17 protein-coding genes are annotated in these 17,461 nt (G+C 72.3%); 5 read left to right on the top strand and 12 right to left on the bottom strand.

Annotation, left to right across the window (positions count from 1 at the left end):
* Positions 1-103 precede the first annotated feature (103 nt).
* Positions 104-1,225, bottom strand: coding sequence for an SDR family oxidoreductase (locus ACFYWG_RS18720; protein ID WP_376328777.1), 1,122 nt, complete (start codon positions 1,223-1,225; stop codon positions 104-106).
* Between the two features lie 192 nt (positions 1,226-1,417).
* Between ACFYWG_RS18720 and ACFYWG_RS18715 the strand changes: the two genes are divergently transcribed.
* The gene (locus ACFYWG_RS18715) at positions 1,418-2,887 is read left to right on the top strand and encodes a zinc-dependent metalloprotease (RefSeq protein ID WP_376328780.1); all 1,470 of its coding nucleotides are present in this window, start codon (positions 1,418-1,420) and stop codon (positions 2,885-2,887) included.
* Positions 2,884-3,411, top strand: a complete 528-nt coding sequence (locus ACFYWG_RS18710; RefSeq protein WP_389202297.1) for an NUDIX hydrolase — start codon at positions 2,884-2,886, stop codon at positions 3,409-3,411. Before ACFYWG_RS18715 ends, ACFYWG_RS18710 begins: the two co-directional genes overlap by 4 nt.
* A gap of 172 nt (positions 3,412-3,583) precedes the next feature.
* Here the strand turns inward: ACFYWG_RS18710 and ACFYWG_RS18705 are convergent, their stop codons facing one another.
* From ACFYWG_RS18705 to ACFYWG_RS18690, 4 genes are all read right to left on the bottom strand, one after another.
* On the bottom strand, positions 3,584-4,339 hold the full coding sequence (locus ACFYWG_RS18705; RefSeq protein ID WP_389202295.1) for an AIM24 family protein: 756 nt from the start codon (positions 4,337-4,339) through the stop codon (positions 3,584-3,586).
* Positions 4,340-4,355: 16 nt separating this feature from the next.
* Entirely contained in the window at positions 4,356-5,036 is a 681-nt protein-coding gene (locus ACFYWG_RS18700; RefSeq protein ID WP_376328789.1) for an AIM24 family protein, read from the bottom strand.
* A gap of 13 nt (positions 5,037-5,049) precedes the next feature.
* On the bottom strand, positions 5,050-6,783 hold the full coding sequence (locus tag ACFYWG_RS18695; protein ID WP_389202293.1) for a TerD family protein: 1,734 nt from the start codon (positions 6,781-6,783) through the stop codon (positions 5,050-5,052).
* Positions 6,784-6,922: 139 nt separating this feature from the next.
* On the bottom strand, positions 6,923-7,534 hold the full coding sequence (locus tag ACFYWG_RS18690; protein ID WP_376332547.1) for a M48 family metallopeptidase: 612 nt from the start codon (positions 7,532-7,534) through the stop codon (positions 6,923-6,925).
* Positions 7,535-7,812: 278 nt separating this feature from the next.
* On the opposite strand from ACFYWG_RS18690, the gene ACFYWG_RS18685 reads away from it, so the two are divergent.
* Together ACFYWG_RS18685 and ACFYWG_RS18680 are read left to right on the top strand one after the other, a co-directional pair.
* On the top strand, positions 7,813-9,027 hold the full coding sequence (locus ACFYWG_RS18685; RefSeq protein ID WP_389202290.1) for a TOMM precursor leader peptide-binding protein: 1,215 nt from the start codon (positions 7,813-7,815) through the stop codon (positions 9,025-9,027).
* A complete protein-coding gene (locus ACFYWG_RS18680) occupies positions 9,020-10,390 on the top strand; it encodes an ABC1 kinase family protein (RefSeq protein ID WP_383503639.1) in 1,371 nt (456 codons plus the stop codon). Before ACFYWG_RS18685 ends, ACFYWG_RS18680 begins: the two co-directional genes overlap by 8 nt.
* 27 nt (positions 10,391-10,417) lie before the next feature.
* Here ACFYWG_RS18680 and ACFYWG_RS18675 read toward each other — a convergent pair whose 3' ends face one another.
* The 5 genes from ACFYWG_RS18675 to ACFYWG_RS18655 form a co-directional block, all read right to left on the bottom strand.
* On the bottom strand, positions 10,418-10,645 hold the full coding sequence (locus tag ACFYWG_RS18675) for a hypothetical protein (RefSeq protein ID WP_389202288.1): 228 nt from the start codon (positions 10,643-10,645) through the stop codon (positions 10,418-10,420).
* 162 nt (positions 10,646-10,807) lie between these two features.
* Entirely contained in the window at positions 10,808-11,131 is a 324-nt protein-coding gene (locus tag ACFYWG_RS18670; protein ID WP_376332539.1) for a hypothetical protein, read from the bottom strand.
* Positions 11,128-11,496, bottom strand: coding sequence for a WhiB family transcriptional regulator (locus ACFYWG_RS18665; RefSeq protein ID WP_037766327.1), 369 nt, complete (start codon positions 11,494-11,496; stop codon positions 11,128-11,130). Before ACFYWG_RS18665 ends, ACFYWG_RS18670 begins: the two co-directional genes overlap by 4 nt.
* 173 nt (positions 11,497-11,669) lie before the next feature.
* Positions 11,670-11,996, bottom strand: a complete 327-nt coding sequence (locus tag ACFYWG_RS18660; protein ID WP_376332537.1) for a hypothetical protein — start codon at positions 11,994-11,996, stop codon at positions 11,670-11,672.
* Positions 11,997-12,160: 164 nt separating this feature from the next.
* A complete protein-coding gene (locus ACFYWG_RS18655) occupies positions 12,161-14,464 on the bottom strand; it encodes an ATP-dependent DNA helicase UvrD2 (RefSeq protein WP_383503657.1) in 2,304 nt (767 codons plus the stop codon).
* 176 nt (positions 14,465-14,640) lie between these two features.
* Between ACFYWG_RS18655 and ACFYWG_RS18650 the strand changes: the two genes are divergently transcribed.
* Positions 14,641-14,883 carry a mycoredoxin gene (locus ACFYWG_RS18650; protein ID WP_333936850.1) on the top strand — a complete coding sequence of 81 codons (243 nt, stop codon included), beginning with the start codon at positions 14,641-14,643 and terminating at the stop codon, positions 14,881-14,883.
* A 74-nt stretch (positions 14,884-14,957) separates the two neighbouring features.
* Here ACFYWG_RS18650 and nudC read toward each other — a convergent pair whose 3' ends face one another.
* Together nudC and ACFYWG_RS18640 are read right to left on the bottom strand one after the other, a co-directional pair.
* A complete protein-coding gene (gene nudC / locus ACFYWG_RS18645) occupies positions 14,958-15,902 on the bottom strand; it encodes an NAD(+) diphosphatase (RefSeq protein WP_389202284.1) in 945 nt (314 codons plus the stop codon).
* A gap of 146 nt (positions 15,903-16,048) precedes the next feature.
* Positions 16,049-17,452, bottom strand: a complete 1,404-nt coding sequence (locus ACFYWG_RS18640) for a dipeptidase (protein ID WP_389202282.1) — start codon at positions 17,450-17,452, stop codon at positions 16,049-16,051.
* Positions 17,453-17,461 lie beyond the last annotated feature (9 nt).

Below are 17,461 nucleotides of genomic sequence, written 5' to 3'. Positions count from 1 at the left end.
ACCGACAGCGAGGAATAGAGCTATCGACCGGCACGCGCGCGTACGCGTTTGGAGCCTCCTACAGGCGCGCCGCCGCACCAGGCACCTCGCCTTGAGGCGAAGGTCAGATGCGCCGCCGGGCCTTGCGGGCGCGCCGCACCACCGCGGCCGCGCCCAGCAGCGCCACCGTCGCGCCGGCGGCACCCGCGGCCGTCGCGTCCTTGCGGCCCAGCCGGCGTCCCGCGACCGTGTGCCGGCCCGAGACCTCCTCCAGGAGCTGCGCCAGCACCTCCTCGTTGGTGTGGCGCGGCCGCCAGCCCGCGTCGTGCAGCCGGCTGCCGCTCACCACCCAGGGGTACATCGTGTAGGCCAGGTCGCCCGCGGGGGACGGGGTGAGCCCGATGCGGTGCAGCCGCGCCGCCGCCCCCAGCGCGACCGCCGACGGCAGCTCCATGCGCCGGATACCGCTGAGCTCCTCCACCTCCTCCTGCTCCAGCCATCCGTCGCAGCCGACGGCCAGCTCCCCGTCGACCTTCTCCAGCACGGCGTACTCCAGCGCGCTGCACAGGTCCTCGACGTGGCAGAACTGCCAGGCGGGGCGCGAACCGGCGACGACGAGCAGCCGGGGCGACTCGAAGTACCGGGTCAGTGCCGTGTCGGTGCCGCCGACCAGGACGGCGGGCCGCACCACGGTGACGTTCAGCCCGGGGTGCGCGCGAGGCGCCCGGCGCGCCAGCCGCTCGACCTCCAGCAGGTCGCCGACGCCCGTCGCCTCCGCCGTGGCCCGCAGCTCCGCGTCCTCCGACAGCGGCAGCTCGTTGTCCGGCAGGGCCCCGTAGACCATCGTCGAGGTGCACAGCACGACCCGGTGCACGCCGGCCGCCGCGGCAGCCGTCAGAACGGTCTGGGTCCCCCGGACGTTGTAGGCCGTCCGGGCGGCCGCGTCGGTCTCCAGGTCGAGGTCCAGCGCCAGGTGGACGACCACGTCGGCGCCGCGCAGCTTGTCGGCGATGGCCGGGTCCCGGACGTCGAGGATGTGCCACTGCGCGGCGGCGCACTCGCCGCGCCGCTCGTCGATGGCCACGACCTGCTTGACCTCGTCGGACGCCGCGAGCCGCTCCGTGAGCAGGGCTCCTACGCCGTACGCGGCGCCGGTGACCGCGACGACGGGTCCGCGCGCGCCGGGGCTCGCGGAACTGGTTGACTGGTTTCGCGCTGCGCGAACCTGCGGATCTGGGGAACTCACCGGGCGTCTCCAGCGGTTGTCTTCAGTACGAGCGCGTGCCACGCGTGCGTACCAGGTGGCATCCATCCTGCCGCAGGCCGTCAGTCGGCGAAGCACCGAGGCCCGATCCGCCCCGGGTGTCTACGCTGGGTGGTGTTGTCGGGCAGCCGTGCCGCCGGAAAGAACCGGCGGCCCTACCAGCCGAGGAATCCCGTGAGTGACACCCCATTCGGATTCGGCCTTCCGCCGGAGGAGCCGGACGACGGCGACGAGGGCAAGAAGAAGGACCAGCAGAGCGGTGGTGGTCAGGGACCGGCCAACCCGTTCGGTTTCGGCGGCCTGCCCGGAGCCGGAGGCTTCGGCGGTGGCCCCGGCGGCCCCGGCGGCCCCGGTGCGGACAATCCGTTCGCAGCCATGTTCGGGTCGCTGAACCCCACCGACCTGGGCGCCGCATTCCAGCAGCTGGGCCAGATGCTCTCCTACGAGGGCGGCCCGGTGAACTGGGACATGGCCAAGCAGATCGCCCGCCAGACGGTGTCCCAGGGCTCCCCCGACGGCACCAAGGACGCGAGCGTCGGCCCCGCCGAGCGCCGCGCCGTCGAGGAGGCCGTCCGCCTGGCCGACCTGTGGCTCGACGACGCCACCTCCCTGCCCTCCGGCGCCGCCTCGGCGGTGGCCTGGAGCCGCGCGGAGTGGGTCGAGGCCACCCTGCCCGCCTGGAAGGAGCTCGTCGACCCGGTCGCCGAGCGCGTCGGCACCGCCATGGGCGACGTCCTGCCGGAGGAGATGCAGGCCATGGCCGGCCCGCTGATCGGCATGATGCGCTCGATGGGCGGCGCGATGTTCGGCACGCAGATCGGGCAGGCCGTCGGCGTGCTCGCCGGCGAGGTCGTCGGCTCGTCCGACATCGGCCTGCCGCTGGGCCCGGCCCGCAAGGCCGCGCTGCTGCCGGTCAACATCGAGACGTTCGGCAAGGACCTGAGCGTCCCCCAGGAGGAGGTGCGGCTCTACCTCGCCCTGCGCGAGGCCGCCCACCAGCGCCTCTTCGCGCACGTGCCGTGGCTGCGCTCGCACCTGTTCGGCGCGGTCGACGGCTACGCCCGCGGCATCAAGGTCGACACGGCCAAGCTGGAGGACGTGGTCGGCCAGTTCGACCCGCAGAACCCCGAGCAGCTGCAGGAGGCCCTCCAGCAGGGCATGTTCCAGCCCGAGGACACGCCCGAGCAGAAGGCCGCCCTGGCCCGCCTGGAGACCGCGCTGGCACTCGTGGAGGGCTGGGTGGACGCGGTGGTCCACGCCGCGGCGAAGCCGCGTCTGTCGTCCGCCGACGCCCTGCGCGAGACGCTGCGGCGCCGCCGCGCCTCGGGCGGCCCGGCCGAGCAGACGTTCGCCACGCTGATCGGCCTGGAGCTGCGTCCGCGCCGCCTGCGGGACGCCTCCCGCCTGTGGGCCTCGCTCACGGACGCGCGCGGGGTCGACGGCCGCGACGCCCTGTGGCACCACCCGGACATGCTGCCGACGGCGACCGACCTGGACGACCCGGACGGCTTCGTGCACCGCGAGCAGATCGACTTCTCCGAGCTGGACAAGATGCTCGGCGAGGCCGCCGACAAGCCGGACCTCAAGAAGCCCGGGACCGAGGACGGCGGCGAGGACGAGCGCAAGGGTGACGACGCCGGGTGAGCCTGTACGACGACGCGGTCCTCGTGCTGAAGGGGTACGAGGACCAGACGGAGCTGCGCGAGGCCTATCTCACCCATCTGGCGGAACACCCGGACGGTCTGTGGAAGGCCTGCCACGCCGGTCACCTCACGGCGAGCGGTCTGGTCGTCGACCCGGAGCGCGGCCGGGTGCTGCTGACCCTGCACCGGAAGCTGCGGATGTGGCTGCAGATGGGCGGCCACTGCGAGCCCGGTGACACCTCGCTCGCGGCCGCGGCCCTGCGCGAGGCGACGGAGGAGTCCGGCGTCACGGGGCTGTCCCTGCTGCCCGGCGGTCCGGTGCGTCTGGATCGGCACCCGATCCCGGCCCCGTGCCACTGGCACTTCGACGTGCAGTACGGCGTCCTGGCGCCCCCGGACGCCGCGCACGCCGTCAGCGACGAGTCCCTCGACGTGCGCTGGTTCGGCTACGACGAGGTCGCGGACGTGGCCGACGAGTCGGTCGTCCGGCTCTTGCAGGCCACGCGCGCGAGGCTCTCCGTCTGACCACGGCGCGTGAGGGGCGACCGCTTCGGCGGCCGCCCCTCACGGCTCCTGCCAGTCGGACGGATGCGCCTCTCCCGGGCGCGGGGAACTGCGCGACCAGCCGCCCACGGCCCGCACCCGAGGGCAGGGATGCGCGGCTCCCCGGCCCCCGATCGGCGCTCCTGCGGAGCACTCAGCTCCAGACGTTGCCCTGGTTCTGGCCCCGTGCCCCCTGCTGGCCCATCCCGTACTGCGCGGCGAGGCCCGAGCCGATCTGCGCGTTCTGCGGCGGCAGGAGTTCACTCGGCTGCACCAGCGCGAAGCCGGAACCCATGAAGCTGAGCTCCCAGCCCTCGCCGGTGCTGCCGCGCCGCCGCCACACGCCGGACGAATGCGTCTGTGCCTGCATCTGGACCCGCAGACTCGTCGACCAGGCGACGATCGCGTCGGCGTCGCAGTTGACGTACTTGTCGGGCGTCACCTGCATCAGCAGCGGCATGCCCGAGGTCATCAGGGCGACCTTGCCCCGGCCGCTGATGTTGAGCTGGTACTTCCCGGAGCCGGCGATGCCGTAGAGGCTGTCCACGGCGATGACCTCGTGGTGCAGGGAGGAGCCCATCGCCAGCACGTAGCTGCTGTCGACGGTCAGGCCCTCCTGGTCCACCTCCATGATGTGCACGTGCTGCTTGAGGTTGGCCAGGTAGACCGTGCCCTGCCCGTGGCAGCGCATCAGGTCCAGCCCTTCCCCGGTCTGCGCACGCGCGCGTGACTGCTGGTTCGTCTGGAACTCGGCGTCGAACTCGACGAGCCCCTGGTAGGCGACCATGGTCCCCTTGCGGGCCAGGATGTCGTCGTGGCCCTCCAGGGTGACGCGCAGCATCTGCTTGTTCTGCAGGCTCCAGCGTTCCTGGGTCTGCTGGTCGTTGTAGGCGAAAATCGGGCTCTGCATGGTGTGTTGCTCCCCCTCAGCCCCGGAACCGGAGGCGGTCGGTGCTGTCCTCGCTGGGCTGGACGACGACGATGCCCTGACCGGAGAAGGCCATCTGGTAGGCCTCGCCGCTGCCGCGGCCGATCAGCGACTGGGCCCGGAAGCTGCGCTTGCCCTTCACCTTGAGGTTCGGGGACCAGGCGACGAGCGCGTCGGGGTCGACGTAGGTCTCGTCCTCGCCGCCCCCGCAGTCGACGACGATGGGCTTGCCCCGGGAGGTCAGCGCGACCCAGCCCTGTCCGGAGATCCGGGTGTTCCACAGGCCCTGGCCGGCGAACTTCGCCAGGCCCTTGACCCGCTCCACGCCCCAGTTCAGGTGGGCGTCGAAGGCCAGCAGATTGGTGGCGTTGACGGAGATGCCGTCGCCGTTGAGGTTGATGACGACGACGTTCGCCCCGTAGTCGGCCAGGTAGAGCAGGCCGTCACCGGAGCACTTCATCAGGGGGGCGCCCTCGCCGGTGAGCCAGTCCTTGGCGACCTGGCGCACGGCCGGCGGGTTGGGCTCGTACTGGACGAACCCTTCGTAGGCGACCATCGACCCCACGCGCGCGAGGAGATCGTTGCCTGTCTGCATGGCGACCTTCAGCATGTGGTTGCCGTGGTTCTCCATGCGGGCGGTGACGGGTGCGGGAGCGTAGCCCGCGAGCGGCTGGTTCATGACGGGCTCTCCCTCAGATCTCGTACGGCTGGACGACGATGAAGTTGCCGGGGGCGCCCCGGAACTGGAGGTTCACGCTCTCTCCGGTGTCGCCGGGGTAGGCGTTGCGGCGCATGCGCACCTGGCTGGAGACGACCACCTGGGAGGCGGCCGACCAGGCGACCACGGCGTTGCAGTCGGCGAACGTGGTGGGCGTGACCGGAAGCACCACGGGTGTGCCGTGCGTCTTGACGACGATCGTGCCGGTGCCGGTGAACTGCATCGTGAACAGCGCGCCGCCGGGGATGCCGTGCCCCTCGATGCGGCGGACCTCGTACTGCAGGCTCTCGTCGAACGCCAGGACGTTCTCGGCGGAGACGCAGATGCCGTCGCCCTGCAGCTCGATGGGGTGCAGCATCGTCGAGTTCTCGGCGAGGAAGACCTGCCCCTGGCCGGTGCAGCGCATCAGCTGCATCTCCTGGCCGGTGGCGTTGCCGACGATCCGGCCGGAGAAGCCGGCTCCCTTGTAGCTGAAGTCGACCTTGCCCTGGTAGAGCACCATGCTGCCCTGGCGCGCCAGGACGGGCTGCCCGCCGACGCCGAGGTCGACGCGCACCAGCTTCTTGTTCTGCTGGGTCCAGCGCTGGCCGGTGGGCGTCTCCTTGAACTGCTGCAGCGCGGCGGCCACGCCGGGCCCCTGTGCGGCACCGGGCTGAGGCACGCCCTGCTGGGGGACGCCGTAGGGCGCCTGGCCGTACGGCTGCTGCTGCCCGTGACCCGGAGGCGGGGTGGGCTGGCCGTAGCCGGGGGGCGGGGCCGGGGCGTGGGGTGCCTGCGGGGCCGGGGGCTGGCCGTAGCCGGGCGGCGGCGGGGGCGTCTGGCCCGGGGGCTGGCCGTAGGGGGCCGGCTGGCCGGGCTGGCCGTAGGGCGGGGGTGCCGCGGTCGGCGGGGGCACCGGCGAACCGCCGGGCGGGGTGTGCAGGGGCGCGACGATGGTGGGTGCGGCGTGCACCTGGGGCGCGGGCGCCGGGGGCGGCGTGGCGCCCGGCGGGGGCGCGAAGCCCTGCGCGGCGGGCTGCGGCGCGGGAGCGGGAGGCGCGGCCGGGGCGGGAGCCGGAGGCGCGGCCGGCGTGGGAGCCGGCGGGGCTGCCGGTCCGGCCGGAGCGGCGAACGCGGGCGGGGCGAAGCCGGGGGCGGCACCGGACTGCGGCTGCTGCGGGGCGGGAGCCGGTGTCTCCTCCTCGGCCACCTCGCCGCCGAAGTTCTTCAGCAGTGCCTCGAGGCCGCCGTCGAAGCCCTGTCCGACAGCGGCGAACCGCCACACGTCCTTGAGGTAGAAGTCACCCAGCATCACGGCCCGCTCGGTGGAGAACTCGGAGCCGTTGAAGGAGTAGCGGGCCACCTCTTCGCCGCCCGCGACGATCCGGATGTACCCGGCGGCGATCTGCGACATCTGTCCGGCGCCGTCGATGGTCGCCGTGAAGGACAGCTTCTGGATCTGCGGCGGGATCCGGTCGAGCGTGACGCGGAAGGACTCGGTGTCGCCCGCCTGGGCACCCAGGAGCTGGATGGATTCCTCGGGGGACTTCGGCTGGTTGAAGAAGACGAAGTACCGGTCGTCGGAGAGCCGTTCGTCGGCGTCGAGACCGAAGCAGCTGATGTCGAAGCTCAGGCCGGGGCCGGAGATCTGCACGCCTACGTACAGATCCGTGCCCGCGGTGAGGTCACTGATCCTGGCCTTGTGGCCGCGTTGGAATTCCCTGGCCATGCGTAACGACCGTCCCCCATCCAGAACTGTGAGTGCGTCGCGCCAGGCTAACGGCAAATCCGGACACCGGTAGGGGTCGGTACAGACCCGGTACAGAACCCGCGCCCGGCCGTATCCGCTGCTCGCTCCCGGTGAGCGGTCACTCACCCGTGTCGGGTTCGCCCCTGGCGCCGGGCACGTGGGGCAGCCGCCCGGCGGCGACCACGCCTTCGAGGTAGCCCCGCGCGCGTTCGGTCCGCGGATACGCCTCCAGCAGCGCCCAGAAGCGGGGGCCGTGCCCGGGGACGAGGAGATGGGCCAGTTCGTGCAGCAGGACGTAGTCGACGACGTACTCGGGCATCCCCTGCAGCCGGTGCGACAGGCGGATGCTGCCCTCGGACGGGGTGCAGGACCCCCAGCGGGTGTTCTGGTTGGTCACCCAGCGCACCGTCGCGGGCCGGGCCCGCCCTGCGAAGTACTGCTCCGACAGGCGCCGGGCCCGCTCGGCCAGCTCGGCGTCGCCGAGGGACCGCTTGCTCTCCTGGGCCGCCAGTTTGGCGAGCATGACGTCGACCCAGCGCTGTTCCTCGGCCTCGGACATCCGGGCGGGGATGAGCACCACGGTGCGATCGCCCTCGCGGTACGCGGAGACCGTTCTGCGGCGGCGGGTGCTCCGGCGGACCTCGATCGCGCTCGCCCCGGAGCCGCTCGGCGGCTGGCTCGTCGTGCTGCGCTGTGGGGTCGCGGCGCGGTGCAGTGGGTCGGCGGGCACGCCCCGACGGTACCCGCTGGGCCGGGGGAAGTCCCGGCTGCGGGACGCTTCCGTGCCGACACCGCCACCGGCCGCCGGATTTGTACGACGAATCCCCTGGCCTGTGGACAACTTTCGGCAGCGGATCTTGGGGTGCGGGCATCCTGAATCGCGTCGGCGAGCGCTGGGGCGGCCCTCATGACGGTCTCGAGCCAGCGGCCCGAGTCCCGGCGGAACACGTCCCGGACGCGGGAGAAACGCTAACGAAACATAACGAACTATGACATACGGGGGTTGTCATGCATCCGGTGGTGAAGCCCGCGCTCAGGCGCGGTTGGCGTGATCTCAAGACCGTGCAGTTCGGCATGGCGCCGGCGCACGCGATGACGCTCGGTCCATTGGACCAGGCGTCCGGGTATTTCCTCGACCTGCTGAACGGCACGCGGGGCATGGAGCTGCTGCGGGAGGAGGGCCGTCGGATGGACCTGCCCGACGGCCACGTCGACCGGCTGGTGCGCGGCCTCGCCGAAGCCGGGCTGCTCGACGACGCCCGGGGCGGCGGGGCGGACGCCGACACCCTGCGGCAGAACAAGGAGGTTCTCGACCGTCTGCGCCCGGACCTGGCGACCCTTTCCCTGACGACCTCCCGGCCCGGCGAGGCGATGGGCCGGCTGGCCGCCCGGCGCGCGCAGCGGGTGCAGGTGCGGGGTGCGGGGCGGGTGGGTGCCGTGCTCGCCTCACTGCTGTCCGGAGCCGGCGTGGGCGGGGTCGAGGTGCTCGACGGCGGCTGCGTGGAGCCATGGGACGTCGCCCCGGGCGGGCTGGCCGCGGAGTCGGTCGGGGACCGCAGGGACGCGGCGGCCGGCCGTGCCGCGCGACGGGCCGCCCCGGACCGGCCACCGCGCCGACCGGCTTCCGGGTCGCCTCCCGCGGAGGGGGACCCGGGCTTCTCACTGGTGGTCCTCGCGCCTCGCGACGACGTCGCCGTGCATGCGCCGGACCCTGCCGCCGCGGAGCCCCTCATGTCCTCCGGGACACCTCATCTGTACGCCGGTGTCGTGGAGGGAACGGGTGTCGTCGGACCGTTCGTCCTGCCCGGAGAGACCGGCTGTGCCGAGTGCCTGCACCACAGCCGCACCGACCGGGACCCGACCTGGCCCCGCCTCGTCGCCCAGTGGCGTTCGGGCCGGCAGCCTCAGGTGCGGCCGTGCGACCTGGCCCTGGCCACCACCGTGGCCGGGCTCGCGGCCGCCCACGCGCTCGCCTTCCTTGACGGCCGGCTCCCGTCGAGCGCCGGGGCACGCTGGGAGGTCTCGGTTCCCGAGCTGCACTGGCACGCACGGCCCGTCTACCCGCATGCTGCATGTCCGTGCGGGGCGACGGCGAGACGAAACGAGGAGCACCTTTCCGAGGACGGGGAGCCGCACGAGACAATGGCTGTGCAACGGCCGCCGACGCAGTGCCGTGAGGCAGCGGCGGAGCGGTCGGCTGGGACTTGGAGGGCGCATGTCTGATCTTCCCCGGAAGGCGGTCACCCGGACCGCCAAGCTCGCCGCGCTCCCGCTCGGCATCGCCGGGCGGGCGACCTGGGGGTTCGGCAAGCGGATCGTCGGCGAGTCCGCCGATCTCGTCGGCCGTGAGCTCCAGCAGCGCACCGCCGAGCAGCTGTTCAAGGTGCTCGGCGAGCTCAAGGGCGGCGCGATGAAGTTCGGGCAGGCCCTGTCCGTCTTCGAGTCCGCCCTGCCGGAGGAGGTGGCAGGGCCTTATCGGGCCGCTCTGACCAAGCTCCAGGAAGCCGCGCCGCCGATGCCCACCCGCACCGTGCACACGGTGCTGCGCGAGCGGCTCGGGCAGGACTGGCAGGAGCTGTTCCTGGAGTTCGAGGACAAGCCGGCCGCGGCCGCCTCGATCGGCCAGGTGCACCGCGCGGTGTGGCACGACGGCCGCGAGGTGGCGGTCAAGGTGCAGTACCCGGGTGCGGGCGAAGCCCTGCTGTCCGACCTGAACCAGCTGAGCCGCTTCTCCCGCCTCCTCGGCCCGCTGATCCCCGGCATGGACATCAAGCCGCTGATCACCGAGCTGAAGGACCGCGTCTCGGAGGAACTGGACTACGGGCTGGAGGCGCAGGCCCAGCAGGCCCACGCCGACGAGTTCGTCGACGACCCGGACGTCCTGGTGCCCCAGGTGGTGCATCAGTCCGAACAGGTCCTGATCACGGAGTGGATCGACGGCATCCCGCTGTCGGAGATCATCTCGGACGGCACTCAGGAGCAACGTGACCGGGCCGGTCAGCTCCTGGCCCGTTTCCTGTTCTCCGGCCCCGCCCGCACCGGCCTGCTGCACGCCGATCCGCACCCGGGAAACTTCCGCCTCCTGCCCGGCGGTCCCGACGGTGAGGACGACTGGCGCCTGGGCGTGCTCGACTTCGGCACGGTCGACCGCCTGCCCGGCGGACTGCCCGTCACCATCGGCGAGTGCCTGCGGCTGACCCTCGACGGGGAGGCCGAGACGGTCTACGAGCTGCTGTGCGCGGAAGGGTTCGTCAAGGAGACGATCGAGCTGGAGGCCGACGCCGTCCTCGACTACCTGCTGCCGATCATCGAACCGGCCCAGGTCGAGGAGTTCACCTTCACCCGCGGCTGGATGCGCAGCCAGGCGGCCCGGGTCGCCGATCCCCGCTCCCCCGCCTACCAGCTCGGCAAGCGCCTCAACCTGCCCCCGTCCTACCTGCTGATCCACCGGGTGACGCTGAGCACCATCGGCGTGCTGTGCCAGCTGGGGTCGACGGTGCGGCTACGCGAGGAACTCGAGGAGTGGCTGCCGGGGTTCCTCCCGGAGGATCCGGCGGACGGTGAGGAGTCGGTCGCCCAGGCGTGAGCGACGCGCCGCGGTCCGGCCCGGACTTCACCACCAGTCGGAGTCCAGCCGTCCTTCGATGGACCTGAGGTTCTCCCGGGAGCAGGTGTCGCAGTAGTGGCGGCCGACGCCGTGCTCCACCGAGAACGTCCAGGTCGGCGGCGGGCCCTGCGCCCCGGCGTCCGCCGCCGCGCCGCAGCGGGCGCACACCGGCGGCGACGGCACGGCAGGCGCACCGTCGTCACCGGCCCCACCAGGACCATGCGAACTGACCACGCGGCGACGATACGCCGCGACACCGGCTGCGGACACCGGGGTGACGTCGTGCGCCCCACTGCCGCTACGCCACGGGGGCCGGTCCGTCGGTGCGGACCGGCCCCCGCGAGGAAAGCCCGGCCTCCGGCTCGGGAGGCCTTGTGCTTCGTCAGATGCGGCCGGTCACTGCATGACCGCCATGGCGAGCGCCCGGCGGGCACGCCGCGAGGCGCGCTCCGCCCTGCGCTGCATCCGGCGGGCGGTCACCAGGCGCACGGCCCGGCGTTCCTGCTCCGCCTCGTGCAAGCGCTCGTGCATATGCGCACGGGCCAGGGCTTCTGGGATGAGTTGCATCTCTCGGGTCCTGTTCTGACGCGAGTCCTTCGCGCCGGTGGTGGTGAAATCGCGGGTCGCGGAGCCTGCGGGCTCGTCGGTGGACGGCTTCATCGGGGCCTGCTTCTGGGGGTCGTGCGTGAGGGGGCGGTCGATCGTTCCTGCGGTGTTCATGCCGTGACCGGGTTCTTGCGCGGGCGGCCACGCGGCCGCTTCCGGGCGACGACGACACCCTGGACGAACAGCTCGCCACCCCAGACGCCCCAGGGCTCACGCCGCTCCTTGGCACCGGCGAGGCAGGCCTCGACCAGCGGGCAGGTACGGCAGAGGGACTTGGCGTACTCGACGTCCGCGGGCGACTCGGCGAAGAAGACCTCCGGGTCGTAGGAGCGGCACGGGACGGGTACGCCGAGGTTCTCGATGGCGTCGTCGAGCGCGGTGAGCGCGGTGAGCGGGGTCAAGGCGGAGTCCTCCGTGGAGCCGGGCTTGGGGATCGTGTCGGAAGGCGGTACGGACGGTGCGTGCGCTTCGAGTTGCACGGTTCGTCTTCCTCGTCTGGTCGTTCCGGCCTGTTGGCCGGGGGCGGCTGGTACCGGGTTCTTTTCTTGTCCCGAGGCTCCTTCGGTCTGTCGTCCCTGGTCGGGGACAAACAGAAGGGCCGCGGATCCCGGATGGGGTTCCGCGGCCCTGAAGGCGCCGGCCTGATCGTCGATCAGGCTGGATCACTCCAGGGTTCTGGCCCACGGAAGGCCCACATCTGGTGGTGCTGCGTCGTCTGCTTCCGGAATCCGGCACCGGCCGCCGCAAAGGCATAGGCCTGCGCCTGTGCCACTACTGCTGCTTCCAGTGCCTTGGTCGGTCGCTCATTGCGCTCGCGGACAGGAAGGGCCGCGGGAGCAAGGGAGAAGGCAGCCGGAACGGCGGCAGGAATGCCGGACAGACCGGTGCCCAGGTTGGAGACGCCGAGCATGCACGTGGAGACGGCCGAGCGATCGGTCATTTTCACGGTGCTGAAGGAGCTGGTGTTGATGCTGATCACTGGACTCGCCTCCTCTCGGCGTCTCGGGGGACTGGACGGACCAGTCCTGCGGATATGCAAGTACAACACGGAGTCAGGGCCTTCGAGAAGGCCGCTGCTCTCGTGCCTAAGAACCTATGGGGATCGCTGGGGCATGCGCAAACTATTTTTTCGACGAGTTCGTGTCAGTCCTCATCGGTGTCCGGCGCCCCGTACTGGCCTGCGCAGATGGCCAGCACCTCGGCCCCGTAGCGGTTGAGCTTGCGCTGGCCCACGCCCGGGATGCGGGCCAGCTCGTGAGCGTCGTCCGGGGCGGTCTCCGCGATCGCCATCAGGGTGCGGTCGGTGAAGACGCAGAAGGCGGGCTGACCACTGGTGCGTGCCTGGTCCGCGCGCCATTCGCGCAGCCGCTCGTAGAGGCCCTCGTTCATGTCGGAGGGGCAGCCGTCGCAGCGCATCAGCTTCATCTCGCCGGCGTCGGTCAGGGTGCGGCCGCAGACCCGGCAGCGCGCGGGGACGCGGCGCGTGCGTCTCGGGGCGGAGCCCCTGGTTCCGGGGATGCCGCGCTCGATTCCGCCCGCTCCGCCCGCGGCGGAGCGCCCCGTGGTGGCCGTGGAGCCGGGGCGCAGTCCGTCGAGGAAGCGGCTCGGGCGGCGGTTCGGCCGGCCGCCGGGTGAGCGGGAGAGCGACCAGGAGACGTGGAGGCGCTCCCGGGCGCGGGTGACGCCGACGTAGAGCAGACGGCGCTCTTCCTCGATCTGCTCGTCGGTCTTCGCGTAGGTGATCGGCATCATGCCCTCGGCGACACCGACGAGGAACACCACGTCCCATTCCAGGCCCTTGGCGGAGTGCAGGGAGGCCAGGGTGACGCCCTGCACCGTGGGGGCGTGCTGGGCGTTGGCGCGTTCGTCGAGCTCGGCGACGAGGTCCGCGAGGGTGGCGCCGGGCCGGGCGGCGGCGAAGTCGTGGGCGAGGTTCACCAGGGCGGCCAGCGACTCCCAGCGTTCGCGCACGGCGCCGGAGCCGGCCGGCGGCTGCGGGGTCCAGCCCTCGCCCGACAGCACCGCGCGGACCTGGGAGGGCAGGTCGACGACGTCGTCCAGCAGGGAGTCGTTGCCGCCGAAGCGGGCCGCGCCGCGCAGGGCGACGCCCGCCTTGCGCACCTCCGGGCGGTCGAAGAACCGCTCGGCGCCGCGCAGCTGATAGGGCACCCCGGCATCGGCGAGCGCCTGCTCGTAGGTCTCGGACTGCGCGTTCGTGCGGAACAGGACGGCGATCTCGGCGGCCGGGACACCCGATGCGATGAGCTCGCGGATGCGGCGGGCGGCGCCTTCGGCTTCGGCCGGCTCGTCGGTGTACTCGGTGTAGACGGGCTCGGGGCCGGAGCCGCGCTGCGAGACCAGTTCCAGGCGGTGGTCGGCGGCCCGGCCCCGGGCCTGGGCGAGAAGGCCGTTGGCGAGGTGGACGACCTGGGGCGTGGAGCGGTAGTCGCGGACCAGCTTGACGACCGTCGCCCCGGGGTGGCGGGTGCGGAAGTCCAGCAGGTGATCGGGGGTCGCGCCGGTGAAGGAGTAGATGGTCTGGCTGGCGTCGCCGACCACGCAGAGGTCGTCCCGGTCGCCCAGCCACAGTTCGAGCAGGCGCTGCTGCAGGGGGCTGACGTCCTGGTACTCGTCGACCACGAAGTGCTGGTACTGGGCGCGGACCTGTTCGGCGATGTCGTGCCGGTCCTGCAGGACGGCCACGGTCAGCAGCAGGACGTCCTCGAAGTCGATGACGGCGCGCTCGCGCTTGACGTCCTCGTAGGCGGCGTAGAGCTGGGCGATCTCGGCCGGGTCGCGGGGGGTCTCACGACCGGCCTTGGCCGCGGCGGGCGCGTAGTCGGCGGGGACGGTCTGGGTGACCTTCGACCACTCGATCTCGGCGGTGACGTCCCGCAGCTCGCCCCGGTCCAGCCGGATGCGGCAGGCGGCGGCCGCGTCGGCGACGAGCTGGATCTTGCGGTCGACGAGCCGCGGCATGGAGCCACCGACGGCTTTCGGCCAGAAGTACTGGAGCTGACGCAGCGCCGCCGAGTGGAAGGTGCGGGCCTGGACGCCCTCGGCGCCCAGCTGGCGCAGCCGGCCGCGCATCTCCCCCGCGGCACGGTTGGTGAAGGTGACGGCGAGCACGCTGGAGGGGTGCAGGATGCCGGCGCGCACGCCGTAGGCGATGCGATGGGTGATCGCCCGGGTCTTGCCCGTACCGGCGCCCGCCAGGACGCACACCGGACCGTGCAGGGCGGTGGCCACCTCGCGCTGCTCCGGGTCGAGCCCTTCGAGCACCGCGTCGGCCGAGTCCGGTACCCGCGGGAAGAGGGGGGAGTGCGTTGCTGCTGTCACACGGCCATGCTGCCAGGTCGCGGGAGGCGGCTGCGCAGGTTGTCCACAGGCACGCACCGATAGTCGTACTGATGCGACAGGCATCACGTCGACGGGTGCAACGGGCATCACGACCGACCGGTGCGACGGGCATCAGGCCGACCCGTGCGACAGGCGTCACAGACGCGGGCAGCCGGGGAGCCGGTGGGAAGCGGGGCCGGCGGGGCAGCGGGAATGGTGGACGTTTCACATACGTTCCCCCCACTGCGAACCCGTCCCCGAGTCACCGAAGGAGCACGAGCGACATGCCGGGCACTGTGACGATGTACAGCACCACGTGGTGCGGCTACTGCCGCCGGCTGAAGAGCCAGATGGACCGCGAGGGCATCGCGTACGACGAGATCAACATCGAGCAGGACCCGGAGTCCGCCGCGTTCGTGGAGAAGGCGAACGGCGGAAACCAGACGGTTCCCACCGTGCTGTTCCCTGACGGCTCCACCCTGACCAACCCTTCGCTGGCCCAGGTCAAGCAGAAGATCGGCGCGTAACCGCACGCGCATACGAGGAAGGCGGCTCCTGAGTGCTCAGGAGCCGCCTTCTCGTGTTTCGTGCCGGAGCCCCGTCAGGCGGCCGTCCTCGTCGTCAGCGGCTTGCCGTACCAGAGCTCGATCAGGCGGGCGGCGATCGAGATGCCGTAGGGCGGCAGGACCTCGCCCGACTCGAAGGCGGCGCGCAGTTCGTCGCGGGAGAACCAGCGGGCCTCGTGGATCTCGTCGCCGTCGACGTCGATCTCCGTCGAGGTGGCGCGCGCCAGGAAGCCCAGCATGAGGCTGGACGGGAAGGGCCAGGGCTGGCTGGCGACGTACTCGACGTGGCCGACGGTGATGCCGACCTCCTCCTGGACCTCGCGGCGCACCGACTGCTCGATCGACTCTCCGGGCTCGACGAAACCGGCGAGCGTCGAGAAGCGGCCTTCGGGCCAGTGCACCTGGCGGCCGAGCAGGATGCGGTCGTCCTCGTCGGTCACGGCCATGATCACGGCCGGGTCGGTGCGCGGGTAGTGCTCGGCGCCGCAGGCCGGGCAGCGGCGGATGTGGCCGGCCGCGGCGATGACGGTGCGCTCGCCGCAGCGGGAGCAGAAGCGGTGGGTGCGCTGCCAGTTCTCCAGGCCCACGGCGTGCACCATCAGGCCGATGTCCCGGGCCGACAGCAGCAGGCCCGCCTCGCGCAGGCCCGCCGGGCGCGCCGACTGGTCCATGCGCCCGGGCAGGGCGTCCTTCTGCAGCGCGAAGTAGCTGACGCCGTCCTCGTCGATGCCGAGGAAATAGCGGTGCGCCTCGGTGAGGGGGGCCTCGAAGGAGGGGGTCATGACGAGTTCGGTACGCCCGTCCGCCGTCTCGTCGATGAGGACCTGGCCGCCGGAGACCACGAAACAGCGCGTGGAGGGGTGGCTCCACGCCGCCGCGAGCCAGGCCTCGTCGAGCCGGTGGTGGGCGGCCCGGTCGATGCCGCTCGGGGCGGTGAGCGAGATGGGACGGTCGGCGTTGTGGTCGGTCCAGGTGGTCACGGGTGCTTCCAACTCCCCCGGTGGAACGGTTGTTTCGGCGGACTGATCGGCGGGCTGTACGGCGGGAGACGAAGTGGTCCGGGCGGTGCGCGCCGGCCCTTCCAGTGTGCCCCGCGCGCGTGCCCGGTCCGGACGGCGCGGGAGGCTCAGGGGGCGTGGCGCCAGTGCTCGGCGAGGTCGCCCCAGAGGTACGCGGCGGTTTCGACGCCCTTGAGGAGCAGGTCCAGGTCGACCTTCTCGTTCGGCGCGTGCCAGCCGTCGGACGGCACGGAGATGCCCAGGAACAGCACCGGGGCGCCGAGGACGTCCTGCAGGTCGGCGGCGGGGCCGGAGCCGCCCTCGCGGGTGAAGCGGACCGGCTTGCCGAAGGCCCGGCCCATGGCCCGCACGACCGACTGCAGGGCCGGGTGGTCCAGCGGCGTCAGGCACGGGCGCGTGGCCCCGCTGAAGGTGATCTCGCAGCGGATCCCGTCGGGCACCTGCTGCCCGGCCCAGGCGCGGACGGCCTTCTCGACGTGGCCGGGGTCCTGACCCGCCACCAGGCGGAAGGACAACTTCACGAAGGCGGAGGACGGGATGATCGTCTTGCTGCCGGGGCCCTGGTAGCCGCCGCCGATGCCGTTCACCTCTGCGGTGGGGCGGGCCCAGACGCGCTCCAGGGTGCTGTAGCCGGCCTCGCCGTGCGCCGCGTGGGACTTGGCTCCGCGCAGCCACCGTCCCTCGTCGAAGGGGAGTTCGGCGAAGAGCTCGCGCTCACGGTCGGTCAGTTCGACCACGCCGTCGTAGAAACCGGGGATCGCCACGCGCCCGTGCTCGTCGTGCAGGGCGGCGACCAGGCGGGCGGCGGCCGTCGCCGGGTTGGGCACGGCGCCGCCGAAGGAGCCGGAGTGGATGTCCTGGTCGGGACCGTGCAGCCGTATCTCGCACTCGGCGAGGCCGCGCATGCCCGTGCACACCGTGGGGGTGTCCTCGGACCACATGCCGGTGTCGGAGACGATGACCGCGTCGGCGGCGAGCCGCTCCGCGTGCTGCTCGACCAGATCCCGGAAGTGCGGCGAGCCGGACTCCTCCTCGCCCTCGATCAGCAGCTTCAGATGCACGGCCGGGGCGGTGCGGCCGGTGGCGGCCAGGTGGGCCCGCACCCCGAGGGTGTGAAAGAACACCTGTCCCTTGTCGTCGGCGGCCCCGCGCGCGTAGAGGCGGTTGCCGCGCACGACCGGCTCGAACGGCTCGCTGTCCCAGCCGTCCTCGCGGGCGGCCGGCTGCACGTCGTGGTGGCCGTAGACCAGCACCGTGGGCGCCTGCGGGTCGTCGCAGGGCCACTCGGCGTAGACCGCGGGCGCGCCCTGGGTCGGCCAGACCTCGGCCGTCGGGAAACCGGTCTCCTCGAGCTTGCCGGCGAGCCAGTCGGCGCTGCGTCGTACGTCGGGCGCGTGGTCGGGCTGGGCCGACACCGACGGGATGCGCAGCCACTCGGCGAGGTCGTCGAGGAAGGCGGCGCGGTGCTGCTCGATGTACGTACGGACGACGCTGTCCGGGGTCTGGCTCATGGTCACGAG

It is taken from the genome of Streptomyces sp. NPDC003456 (assembly GCF_042878735.1).
Classification (GTDB): domain Bacteria; phylum Actinomycetota; class Actinomycetes; order Streptomycetales; family Streptomycetaceae; genus Streptomyces.
This window is presented reverse-complemented; position numbering and strand designations above follow the sequence as displayed.

Excerpts from the sequence above, each read along its gene's own strand:
- ACFYWG_RS18695 (WP_389202293.1), bottom strand. The coding sequence starts at position 6,783 with ATGGCCAGGGAATTCCAACGCGGCCACAAGGCCAGGATCAGTGACCTC.
- ACFYWG_RS18700 (WP_376328789.1), bottom strand. The coding sequence starts at position 5,036 with ATGAACCAGCCGCTCGCGGGCTACGCTCCCGCACCCGTCACCGCCCGC.
- ACFYWG_RS18670 (WP_376332539.1), bottom strand. The coding sequence starts at position 11,131 with ATGAACACCGCAGGAACGATCGACCGCCCCCTCACGCACGACCCCCAG.
- ACFYWG_RS18705 (WP_389202295.1), bottom strand. The coding sequence starts at position 4,339 with ATGCAGAGCCCGATTTTCGCCTACAACGACCAGCAGACCCAGGAACGC.
- ACFYWG_RS18650 (WP_333936850.1), top strand. The coding sequence starts at position 14,641 with ATGCCGGGCACTGTGACGATGTACAGCACCACGTGGTGCGGCTACTGC.
- ACFYWG_RS18680 (WP_383503639.1), top strand. The coding sequence starts at position 9,020 with ATGTCTGATCTTCCCCGGAAGGCGGTCACCCGGACCGCCAAGCTCGCC.
- ACFYWG_RS18655 (WP_383503657.1), bottom strand. The coding sequence starts at position 14,464 with ATGCCCGTTGCACCCGTCGACGTGATGCCTGTCGCATCAGTACGACTA.
- ACFYWG_RS18685 (WP_389202290.1), top strand. The coding sequence starts at position 7,813 with ATGCATCCGGTGGTGAAGCCCGCGCTCAGGCGCGGTTGGCGTGATCTC.
- ACFYWG_RS18640 (WP_389202282.1), bottom strand. The coding sequence starts at position 17,452 with ATGAGCCAGACCCCGGACAGCGTCGTCCGTACGTACATCGAGCAGCAC.